The sequence below is a fragment of the Anaerolineae bacterium genome (assembly GCA_016931895.1).
Lineage (GTDB): Bacteria > Chloroflexota > Anaerolineae > 4572-78 > J111 > JAFGNV01.
The window spans coordinates 1-11,051 of sequence record JAFGDY010000269.1 but is presented as its reverse complement, the minus strand read 5'-3'; the positions used below and the strand labels follow the sequence as shown (position 1 = coordinate 11,051).

The following is an 11,051-nucleotide window of genomic DNA, read 5'->3' as shown; positions in this document are numbered from 1 at the left end:
AGGTCGCATAGTCCGGTCTAGTGCGCACGATTGGAAATCGTGTAGGTGTAACAGCCTCGCGGGTTCGAATCCCGCCCTCTCCGCTCTATACCAGAACAGGGCCAAAGGGATGTCTATCCTTCATCCCTCCAGACCCCAAAATAAATTCTTTGCTCGGGGTGAGGGCAACCGGGTGGCGTTGATGGTTGGGTCCTGCGCGGCAAGAGCCCCCGAACCAGGTCAGGTCCGGAAGGAAGCAGCCTTAAGAGGTCTCTCTTGGGTGTCGTAGGGGTGCCTGGCCGGAGCTACTCGGTTGCCGTCGCCCTGAGTGTGGATTTTTTTAAGTGAGCCTTCGAAGGAAGGGGGAGTTAAAGGGAGTAGGGGAGGTTAGTTCGCCAGGTGAAGTTAAAAACTAACCTCCCTCTGTTCCAGATATTCTGAATGCCCAGGGCGGACCTATTTATGGCCCGCTCTTTTACTATATTAAGCCCATTTTGGAATCGCCGTTATCATCATGACTGTCGTTAGTGATAAGCCAGAAGTGGATACCCCAGCCAGGTCAGGGCTGCCGCACCTGTTGCGCCGCGGACGGCTCGGACGGCCCCTATGGCGCGGCGGGGGAGTGCTTGGGATCATCTTGCTGCTTTGGGCCGGTTATGTGTTCACCGGCCAGCCGGTCACATTAATCATCAATGATCGGTCATACCCCGTCCGGGTCCATCGTTTGACCGTGGCCGGGGTGTTGCAGGAGGTTGGTCTCAGTCTGGAAGCTGAAGATAGGGTCCACCCGGCGCCCGGTGCCCGGCTCTCGCCCGGCGATACCATTACCATTCAATTAGCCCGCCCGGTAACGGTTGAGGCTGATGGCCATTCTACCCGCCTGTTCACTCACCAGCAAACCGTGGCCGGGGTTCTGGCCGAAGCCGGCCTCGCGCTCAATCCGCATGATGATGTTCTAATGGATGGGGTGAAGACATCGTCCCCTCAGATTCTCCTGCCCCCGCCTGTTCCGCCGCCAAACAGGCAGAAAGCAGCATTGTTTCTGTTTGCTGCCGATACGCCGCAAGAGGCCCCGGCAGCCACGCGCCCGGAAGCGGTGCAGTTGATTGTACATCGCGCTGTGCCGGTGACTCTGAATGATGGAAGGGTTCGCAGCACCTTTTACACTACCCAACCCAACGTGGGCGAGGCCTTGTTAGAACAAAACATTACCCTCTTTTTGGGCGACAAGGTAACGCCGGGTTTGGGGACGCGCCTGTTGCCGGGAATGGAAGTTTATATCCAACGTTCCATCCCCGTGGTCATTACCGTTGACGGCTGGACGGTCAAAACCCGCACTCGCCGCCAAACCGTGGGCCAAGTGTTAGCGCAAGAGCAGATTGTCTTGATGGGCCAGGATTTTAGCCGCCCTCCGGCAGATTATAGCCTGGCTGCCAACGAATTTATTGAAGTAGTGCGGGTGCGCGAGGCCATTGAAATTGAGCAAGAACTCATTCCTTTTGAAGCCAAGTGGATTCCTGACCCGCAAATGGAACTTGACCGGCAAGAAGTGCAGCAAACGGGTACAAATGGTTCCATCAAAAAACGGTCCCGGATTCGTTACGAAAATGGGCAAGAAGTATGGCGGGTGCTGGAAGATGAGTGGCTTGATCAGGAACCCCAGGAGCGGGTGATTGCTTATGGCACCAATATTGTCATTCGTACCCTGGATACCCCGGATGGTCCCCTTGAATATTGGCGTAAAATTTCTATGCTGGCCACGGCTTACAGCGCCGCTACCTCGGGCAAAGATCGCGATCATCCTCGCTACGGTATTACCCGCAGTGGTCTGCCGGCCGGATATGGTATTGTAGCGGTTGATCCCAAAGTGATCCCCCTGATGGCCGATTTATACGTGCCCGGCTATGGCCCGGCCCTGGCCGGCGATACCGGGGGCAAGGTTTTGGGCAAACATATTGACCTGGGTTATGATGAAGACCAATCCCTGCCCGATCTATATGAGTGGCGCGAGGTATACGTGCTGACGCCGGTGCCGCCGCCCGACAAAATCCGGTATGTTTTGCCGCAGTGGCCGCAGCAACAATAAGGGAGCGCGGCGAGAAAATACAACTCTAGTTTTTTAGTCTTGGCCTGGCAGTTTGGGAGCGCATTTTGAAATTTGCTGAAACACAGCCCCTCTCAACGTTACTCAAAAAATATAATTTACGGCCTCGAAAGGGGTTGGGCCAAAATTTTCTGGCCGACCCTTTTCATCTGGCCCAAATTGTAGCCACGGCTGAGTTGGACCCGGAAGACGTGGTGCTGGAAATTGGCCCTGGCCCCGGCACGCTGACCAGACTGTTGGCTGAAGCCGCCGGCCGGGTTATTGCAATTGAACTTGACCCTAATATGGTCAACTTACTGCAAAATGAACTTGGTTATTTACCCAACCTGACCGTCATCCAGGCCGATATTCTCCAAACTAACCTTAAAGCTTTAATAACCAATTTTTCCCCTACTTTCTCCTCTTTTAAAGTAGTGGCCAATCTGCCCTATTACATTACTTCGGCCGTGATGCGGCATCTGCTGGAAACAACGCCGCGCCCCCAGCGCATAGTAGTAACCGTGCAAAAGGAAGTGGCCCGGCGGATAGTGGCCAAACCGGGAAATATGAGCTTGTTGGCGCTCAGTGTGCAATTTTACGGCCAGCCAAAGATAACGCATCACATTCCGGCCGGGGCCTTCTACCCGCCGCCCAAAGTTGACTCGGCCGTAGTCCGTATTGACTCATTTCCCCAACCCCTGCTACCGGCGGCTGATGCGCCACATTTTTTTCGCGTGGCCAGGGCCGGTTTTGGTCAAAAGCGGAAACAGTTAAAAAACGCCTTGGTCGCCGGTTTATCCCGGCCTATGCTGGAAATTATTCGGGCCATGGAAAAGGCCGGGGTTGATACTGCTCGGCGGGCCGAAACCTTAAGTTTGACCGAATGGGAACGGCTGGCCGAAACATTGCGTTAAACGAGAGGAGAATATCAAGCCGAGATGTTACTTGGAGTTGCCCCGAATCCCACCATTGACCATACCCTGCACGTGCCGGAGATGGTTGTGGGGGCGGTCCATCGCGCCACGCGGGTGGCCCGAGTGGCCGGTGGCAAAGGTTTGAACGTTGTCCGGGCCGCCCACCTGCTTGGGGCAAAGGCCCTGGCTACCGCGCCGCTAGGTGGGCATGCAGGGCAGGTGATTGCCGATTTTTTTAACGCAGAAGGTCTGGCTGCTAATTGGTACTGGTTAGCGATGGGCGAAACACGTACCTGCCTGCTGGTGACTCACGATACCGGCGATGCAACGGTGATCAATGAACCGGGGCCGGTTGTTTCAAAACAAGATTGGCAGGGGTTTATGGATCATATCAAAGGGGTGGCCGGAGAGGCGCGGGCCGTAGCCATTGCCGGTAGTCTGCCTCTGGGGGTTGAGCCGGAAACACTGGGGGTATTGGCTCGCTCCCTGGCTGCTTCTGACCGAATGGTTTATCTGGATACCAGTGGGGCCGCGCTGCATGCCGCCCTGGGACAGCCGGGTGGATTATGCATCAAAGTCAATCGGCGAGAGTTGGCTGCCGGCTTGCAACTACCCCTGGAAAATGTAGGGCAGTTAGTTAAAGCCGGGCAAACGCTGTTAGCGCGTGGCGCAGCCTTGATAGTGGTTACGCTGGGGCGGGAAGGGGCCTTGGCCATTGCCCCGGAGGGATGCTGGCAGGCCAGCGCGCCGCCGGTTGAGATTGTCAGCACCGTAGGCAGCGGCGACTCGCTGCTGGCGGGTTTGGCGGTGGCTTGCTTGCAGGAAAAAAGTATTGGCACCGCCCTGGCCATGGGCGTGGCCTGCGGGGCGGCCAATGCGCTCAATGATCTGCCGGGCGGATTCGAGCCGCGCGAGGTTACTTCTCTCTTGGAACGAGTCAACCTTAAAAAACTAAATGTTTGAGATTGGCATTATGGCGTGTTGCGTATCCCGTATTTTGAATAATCACGCCATACGCAACACGCACTATTGCGATTATCCGCCCGGCTCGGTTTCCGGCGGGTTGGGCGGGGCTGTTTCTTTTTCCACCAACTGCTTCAGATTTTCCAATGAGCCGGCAATCATCTCTTCAAACGCGCCGTTGCCGGTGAAACGGATCAGAAGCTTGCTCAGCGAGAAGCCTCCGGTTAATTCCCAATCTAGCGACCAGGTTACTTTGGTTTTACCGTCCATTGCTTCCAGAGCAAAGGTATTGGTTTGAGTCATCTGGAGGGGGGCATTTTCCATCTCTTGCAGTTCATAGACCAATTTTTGGTTTGGCTCCCACACCGTTACTTTTTGCGTGGCCGTTTGGCCATCGTTGGATACGCCAATCCAGATGGTATCCGGTCCTTCTTTTTGGTCGCTGCCGTATTTGCCTTCCACCGGATAGGGGAAGCGGCCCTCGGTATAGGTCCAATTTGGCAGGCGGGTGACGTCTGCCAGCACGGCCCATACTTGTTCCGGCGCGGCGTTGATCTCTTCGGTATAATTAACGTGTCCCATGCTTGCACCTCGTTTTATATGAAAATTTGATTATTGTTCAGGCCAGATCACATTTTGGCCTTTCTGACCAATGACCAACGACCAATAACCAACCACCAACGAATGATCAATTTGGTCTTTTGTCGTTCGTCCTTCGTCATTTGCATACTTGATTATGATAACGTGTTTACGATTAATGGTCAACCTGACTATAATACCAGGAGTTTTGCAGAGCTGTGTTTAACTTTACGCAGCATTTGAGACAAATTATCCCAGGAAAGGCTAAAACTTATGCGCGCTATCTTACAACGGGTTCAACGTGGCCGGGTAACTGTGGCGGATAAAGTGTTGGGAGAAATAGGGCCAGGGTATGTTATTTTGTTGGGGGTAACGCATACAGATGGGCCGGATGAAGCCAAAAAATTGGCCGAAAAAACAGCGCACTTGCGCGTCTTTGAGGACAGCCAGGGCAAAATGAATTTATCTGCCCTGGACACCGGGGCCGAGATGCTGGTAGTGTCGCAATTTACCCTGTTTGCCGATGCAAAAAAGGGGCGGCGGCCCAGTTTTACCCGGGCGGCTCCCCCTGAAATTGCGGAACCTTTGCTGGCCCTGTTTGTTGATTATTTAAAAGAGCTGGCGGTTAAAAAAGTGGCAACCGGCATGTTTGGCGCTCACATGCGGGTCAATATAGAAAACGATGGGCCGGTAACCATTATTTTGGATACAGATGAGCTATAGAAGGCTTCACGTTCATTCCATACAGGGCATATACAACTTATCGGTGTACTCCTTAACCATGCGCGACATGCTGAATTGAGGCGCAACCGTACGGATGGTTTCTTTGACCATTTGGATCCATTGAGGGGGTATTCCTCTGGCGTCGCGTTGGTAGTAAAAGCAGGGCACCACTTCATTTTCCAGCAGCTCGTATAGGGCGGTAGCGTCGGCGTGATTTTGGGCTTGTTCGTTCTCGTATTCGGCGTGGGGGTCGCCAATGGCCCAACCATTTTTGCCATTGAAGCCTTCGGCCCACCAGCCATCCAAAATAGAGAGATTGGGACAACCATTTAGTCCCGCTTTTTGGCCGCTGGTGCCGCTGGCCTCCATGGGGCGGCGGGGCGTATTGAGCCACACATCCGCGCCGGCCACCATGTGCCGGGCCACATTCATATCATAATCCTCTACAAAGATGAGATGTCCGGCCAGCCCTGCCTCGTGGGAACGATGGTAAACTTCACGGATGAAATCTTTACCCGGTTCATCGCGGGGGTGGGCTTTGCCGGCAAAAATGAATTGCACGGGTTGGACATCATCTCCATAAACAATGCGCTTCAAACGTTCAACGTCGTGAAAAAGCAGGGTGGCCCGTTTGTAGGTGGCAAAGCGGCGGGCAAAGCCAATAGTGAGCGACTTGGGGTTCAATAAACGGTCCGTGGCCTGAATTTCATCGGGGTGACGCCCCAGGCGCTGCAACCGCTGCCGGGTGCGCAGCCGCACAAAATCAATCAGCTTAAGGCGTAGTTGGTTCATGACGGCCCACAATTCTTCATCGGGGATCCGGGTGATGCCATCCCACATGGCCTGGTCATCAATACGTAACGTCCAATTTTCTGCCAGGTATTTGTCAAAAAGCGCTTTCAACTCCGGGGCCAGCCAGGTTTCAGTGTGAATACCATTGGTGATGGGGATGATGGGTACTTCCTTCACGTCTTTTTTGGGCCAGAGCCAACTCCACATTTTGCGCGACACTTCGCCATGCAGTCTGCTCACGCCGTTGTATCGCCCGGCCATATTCAGAGCCAGAACCGTCATACTAAACGTTGGCCCCCAACTCTGATCTTGTCGGGCCAGGTTCATAAATTCGTCGCGATTAATTTTGAGAAAATTGTGCCAGAGGGGGAAATACCGGTCTATCATGTGAAAAGGAAAAGCATCGTGCCCGGCCGGGACCGGCGTATGGGTGGTAAAAACGGTGGTTTGATGAATAATTTCGCGGGCTTCGGCAAAACTCAGGCCGTTCTCAACCATCTCCCTGGCTCGCTCCAATACCAGAAAGGCGGAATGTCCTTCGTTCATGTGGTAAACCGCCGGTTTAACGCCCAGGGCGCGTAAGGTCCTGACGCCGCCAATGCCCAGCACCATTTCCTGAGCGATCCGCATTTCCTGATCGCCGCCATAAAGGCGGGCAGAAAGTTCGCGGTCTTCGGGGGCGTTGGGGTGGATGTCGGTATCCATGAGATAAAGGGGCACATTGCCCACCCGAATATGATAAACTTTGGCATAAACGCGCCGGTCGGGCAAACCATTGCGGGCCGGCAAAGCCACCGAAACCACAATCTCTTTGCCGTTGGCATCAAAAGCGGCCTGGGCCGGGGCTTCGGCAAAACGCACTTTGGTATAAATGGCTTCCTGGTCGCCGTTGGGGGTGATGAGTTGTTTGAAATAACCCTGGGGGTATAAAAACCCCATGCCAATAAAGGGCAGGCCCAAATCGCTGGCTTCTTTGGTGTGGTCGCCGGCCAAAATACCCAGGCCGCCGGAGTAGATGGGCAAACATTCGTGCAGGCCAAACTCGGCTGAAAAATAGGCGATGGGCTGGTGGAGTTTTTCGTTGTACTTATCTTTGAACCAGGTCTTATCAAAAACCTGGTACTCATCAAAGGCGGTCAAAATGTCGTGATACGCCCGGATAAATTCTGGATTATTGGCCGCTTCATCCACTTCCGCTTGCCGCACTTCCCGCAGAAACAGAATGGGATTGTGATAAACATCTTCCCACAGCCGGGCGTCAATGCGTTTAAAAAGCTCTTGGGCTTCTGGATGCCAGGTCCACCATAGATTATAGGCTATTTCGGTCAGGCGAATAATCCGTTCTGGAATGGGCGTAAAACCAACCGTTCTGATCATAAGCGCGTATCCTTTTCTGCAATATGTTGACGATAATTAATTGTAGCCCAAAAGGGTGAATTTTCAAAATCACTATACTACTAGATATAGTAGGGTAATGGTCGCGTGATCCTATATTTTGGGGTATATTTACCAAAGGGGTAAAGCAAAGCGATTCACCGCGCCTGGGCCAGTTCGCACAGCGCCGCAATTTCGTCGCGGTGGCCTCGCTCGTGGCGATAGGGCACGCGCAGCACGCTGGCCAGGGTGACGGGCGTGCCCCAGATGGGATGAGAGCCGATCCGGTCGAGCGCTTCTTCGGGAATACGGTCTAGTAGAGCCAGCAACTCCTGGCGCGTTTCGTCTAACAAAGCGCGGGCCTCGGCCCAGGTGCAGCCGGCCCGTTTGGCTACTTCGCGGCGATTATTCCAGGCATCTTGGTCAAAGGCCAGGTCATAACAGAGTGGGGAGATGGGGCAATCCTCGTGCAAAATGCGGTGGGCAAAATGGATCACCGACTCTTCCACTGCCGCCAAGTGCACCAGGTGATCTTTGATGCTCCATGCGTCGGGCCGAATCCGATAATTGCCCGGCTGCTCGTTGAGCGGGGCCAGTAATTGCAGCATATCTTGGCGACTTTGCTGCAATTTTTTTCTGATGTCGGCGATCCGTGAACGGGGCATTAGCCCGCCGGTATGGGCGGAATAACCACGGATGAGGGAATGAAACCCGCGGAATCGGCCAAAATGGCGCAGCCGCTCAAGCCGATCATGCCGCCAAATATGAGCACAAAGATCAAAATAGAAACGCAGTACAGGACCAGGTTGAGATACCCAATAATCAGCCCGGCCACGGCCAGGCCATCACCGGTTTGCGCGCCGTAACTTTCTCTTATCTCCCGGCGAGCCATGTGGCCGGTAATGACGGCTACCAGCGCTCCCACGATGGGGATGAAAAACCAACTCAGACCAACTCAGAATGGCCGACACCAGACTAACAATGGCCATCGTGTTAGTCGGGGGACTGGCCGGATAGTGTGGTTGTTGCATCAAATGACTCCTAAAATAAAAATTCTGGGGGCATTGTCTTTAACAACGCCTAAGCCGCAATCTTACGCCGGCGCCGGCCCCGCCACCAGAGGAACAACAACAAAAGGAAGGCGACGGTTAAGGCAATGATGATAGGAATGAGGATGGATAAGATAGCCCCAATCAAGGATAAAATATCCTCAATGATACTGACCAGCCAATTGCCCGTACCGGCCGTGGTGGTGGTTACCGCCGGGCGGGCCGCTGCTTTGACCGTGTGCACCCCACCGGCCACAATCAGTCCGGCAATAATGGCCAGCACGGGATGCAGATCGCCCACAACGCCGGAACTGGCCGCAAAGAGAACGGCGCCGGCCACAGGGCGGCCAATGGTTTGAATAATATCGTTGGCCGTATCCACAGCCGGAACCTTGTCTACGGTCATCTCGATGAGCAGCAGCACAATGAGCACGCCAATGACCCACCAACTGGTCAGCACGTCCCATGGCTCATTGAGCCTGATCAAGGTGGTGTACTTGGCCATCAGGGCCACCACCAACAGCGGCAGGTAGGCGTTCAACCCCGCCGAGGCCGACAGCCCAAAAGCGGTGGCAATGTTTGAAAACGCTTCGATCATTATAAACCTCCTGACTGCTCCCTCTCCCAAACAACTTATCTATCGCGTGGCAAAAACTTGAGGCGCGGCATAGCTACTTGGTTGTTCTCCTGGTAAATACAAATCCCATCTCCAATTAAATTGTACCGCAAAAATTGTCTGTAGAACGGGGAATAACCCGTTCTACAGAGCTAATCACCGGGCGAGTTCCGCGCTACTCTTAAATTGTGGCTTGTTTAGCAATCTGCCCGTACAGGTTGGCACTGACCAGGATTGACCAGAAGAAGGTGAAGAAAACACCAACCACGCATAATATAATGCCCAACCCCGCTAGCAATGAAGCGACCCAGGTTAAGAGGATGGCAACAATGTAATTGCCAATATGGCCCATAATAAAACTGAAAATTTCGCCAATCTGGAAAGCCGATCCAAACGTATCATATTGAGCGTAGCGTATCAGCGCGGCGGGCATAATCACTGTTGCCAACAGACTGAGAATGATCTGGAAACAGCTTAAACACACAGAGACAACGCCAAGCGCCTGCACTACATTGGCGTCGAGGTCCGGCTGCGCCACCGCAGCATTAACCCCGCCGCCCAAACAAGCCACCAGCAGGGCCGGAATATTGTAGATCAGGCCGATCAAAAAAACCATCAATCCCTTCATGAACAATTTGCCAAAATCGCTCCATTCCGGCAGTTTTGTTTGCCCATCTCTAACATTTTTCAACGTTTCCAGCATGTAGCCGCCAAGCGGCAGGAACAGTACAAGCCCTATGAGAATGGGCGAAAGAATAGCCCCGACCAGCGCAATGCCCCCCCCAATGGCCAATTTTTTAACCCACTCTTCATCGTCGAACATAAAGGTAAATGCGGAACCAATGTCCATTGCTAATCTCCTTGTGTGTGAATAAAGTTTTTATCAATTTGGATGGCTATTGCCCCAGAAAGCGCCGCCTGCTGCGCCCAACACGGCACCAATGAACAGAAAAATAGTACAACAACATACCCCGGCGCCGGCCGCGCCAAGGGGACCGGCCAACATTGCCGGGTCAATCCCGGCCTCAACCAACACCTCCATTTGTTCGGGAGGAATTTGCGATAACTGCGAACCGCCGGTAATCAGGCCGTAGATGGCCATAATCACCGTATTGACGCCCCCCGCCACCAACGCGGCCGCTACTGCGGCTATTGCGCCGTTGGTGGCCCCGCTGCCTGCCGTCCGGGGCGGCATCATCCACATAGCGGCCAGCACGCCGATACCAACATAAACCACCAGAGATAAGATAAAGGTAATACAACCAACACAAGGGATAAGGCCCAGCAGATTTAAAACAATTAATACAACCGCGCCTAATCCTCCCGCTTTGAGAACAGCTTGCATGTCCATAATAAATATTGCCCTCCTAAGTTAAATTTTTTATTCCCCCCGTGGGGGGTGACAAGCAAGGTCACTATTTTAGCCGGTAAGCTCACGCTCAAGTTCGGCCTGATTCAGAGTGGGTAGGCCTGAAGCTAAAATTTCAAGTCGAGCTGCCCAGAGTTGACGTCCTAATTCTGTTTTGGGCTGAAATCGGCTTTCCAAGACAGCGACAATCTCCTCCCAAACCGGCCAATCAAGAACTGCTTTCTTATTTTCTTATCCGTTATAAGTTCAACCGATTTAACTAAATCAGTAATACTCATTAATTCCCGTACCTCTGCCAAAATTGCTCGCCAATCCCATTTAAGCTGCAAACCCACCCCATTATACCAAACCTCTCTCCACCTGACAATAGTGTTATTAAAATTGCCGAATTTGGCAGTTTGCCGTTTGGCGCGCCAGAGAGTAGAATCGGGCAAGATAAACCTGGCCGAGAAGATAAAATCGTCAGGTAAATTGCGGTTATGAACATCTGTGCTATACTCAGTAGATCCAAATTTTGGGTAGAAACTCGACTTTTGCAGCTAATTTAAGGTAAAAATCAGCATATATAGAACGAACTTTAACAATCAACAGGAATAATCGTGTACCATGT

Annotated in this window: 10 protein-coding genes, 1 other RNA gene and 1 pseudogene; 5 read left to right on the top strand and 7 right to left on the bottom strand. The window is 53.1% G+C overall.

Annotated features, from left to right (window positions below; genetic code table 11):
- The first annotated feature begins 97 nt into the window (after window positions 1–97).
- The 4 genes from ffs (at window position 98) to JW953_20615 (ending at window position 3,939) form a co-directional block, all read left to right on the top strand.
- An RNA gene (gene ffs, locus JW953_20630) (signal recognition particle sRNA large type) lies at window positions 98–331 on the top strand.
- Window positions 332–493: 162 nt separating this feature from the next.
- Entirely contained in the window at window positions 494–2,065 is a 1,572-nt protein-coding gene (locus JW953_20625; GenBank protein MBN1995110.1) for a DUF348 domain-containing protein, read from the top strand.
- A 65-nt stretch (window positions 2,066–2,130) separates the two neighbouring features.
- Window positions 2,131–2,976: a ribosomal RNA small subunit methyltransferase A gene (gene rsmA, locus JW953_20620; protein ID MBN1995109.1), complete on the top strand. Its 846-nt coding sequence runs from the start codon at window positions 2,131–2,133 to the stop codon at window positions 2,974–2,976.
- A 24-nt stretch (window positions 2,977–3,000) separates the two neighbouring features.
- Window positions 3,001–3,939: a 1-phosphofructokinase family hexose kinase gene (locus JW953_20615; GenBank protein MBN1995108.1), complete on the top strand. Its 939-nt coding sequence runs from the start codon at window positions 3,001–3,003 to the stop codon at window positions 3,937–3,939.
- A 72-nt stretch (window positions 3,940–4,011) separates the two neighbouring features.
- Here the strand turns inward: JW953_20615 and JW953_20610 are convergent, their stop codons facing one another.
- Entirely contained in the window at window positions 4,012–4,521 is a 510-nt protein-coding gene (locus JW953_20610) for an SRPBCC family protein (GenBank protein MBN1995107.1), read from the bottom strand.
- A gap of 270 nt (window positions 4,522–4,791) precedes the next feature.
- Between JW953_20610 and JW953_20605 the strand changes: the two genes are divergently transcribed.
- Window positions 4,792–5,241 carry a D-tyrosyl-tRNA(Tyr) deacylase gene (locus JW953_20605; protein ID MBN1995106.1) on the top strand — a complete coding sequence of 150 codons (450 nt, stop codon included), beginning with the start codon at window positions 4,792–4,794 and terminating at the stop codon, window positions 5,239–5,241.
- A gap of 12 nt (window positions 5,242–5,253) precedes the next feature.
- Here the strand turns inward: JW953_20605 and glgP are convergent, their stop codons facing one another.
- The 6 genes and pseudogenes from glgP to JW953_20575 all read right to left on the bottom strand — a co-directional run bounded on the left by glgP (window position 5,254) and on the right by JW953_20575 (window position 10,423).
- The gene (glgP, locus tag JW953_20600; protein MBN1995105.1) at window positions 5,254–7,410 is read right to left on the bottom strand and encodes an alpha-glucan family phosphorylase; all 2,157 of its coding nucleotides are present in this window, start codon (window positions 7,408–7,410) and stop codon (window positions 5,254–5,256) included.
- A 155-nt stretch (window positions 7,411–7,565) separates the two neighbouring features.
- Window positions 7,566–8,072, bottom strand: a complete 507-nt coding sequence (locus tag JW953_20595) for a DinB family protein (GenBank protein MBN1995104.1) — start codon at window positions 8,070–8,072, stop codon at window positions 7,566–7,568.
- Window positions 8,072–8,396 (bottom strand): annotated as a pseudogene (locus JW953_20590) (DUF4190 domain-containing protein). Before JW953_20590 ends, JW953_20595 begins: the two are co-directional and overlap by 1 nt.
- 91 nt (window positions 8,397–8,487) lie before the next feature.
- Window positions 8,488–9,054, bottom strand: a complete 567-nt coding sequence (locus JW953_20585; GenBank protein MBN1995103.1) for a DUF4126 domain-containing protein — start codon at window positions 9,052–9,054, stop codon at window positions 8,488–8,490.
- 199 nt (window positions 9,055–9,253) lie between these two features.
- Window positions 9,254–9,922 carry a DUF4013 domain-containing protein gene (locus JW953_20580; GenBank protein ID MBN1995102.1) on the bottom strand — a complete coding sequence of 223 codons (669 nt, stop codon included), beginning with the start codon at window positions 9,920–9,922 and terminating at the stop codon, window positions 9,254–9,256.
- Window positions 9,923–9,955: 33 nt separating this feature from the next.
- The gene (locus JW953_20575) at window positions 9,956–10,423 is read right to left on the bottom strand and encodes a hypothetical protein (protein MBN1995101.1); all 468 of its coding nucleotides are present in this window, start codon (window positions 10,421–10,423) and stop codon (window positions 9,956–9,958) included.
- Window positions 10,424–11,051 lie beyond the last annotated feature (628 nt).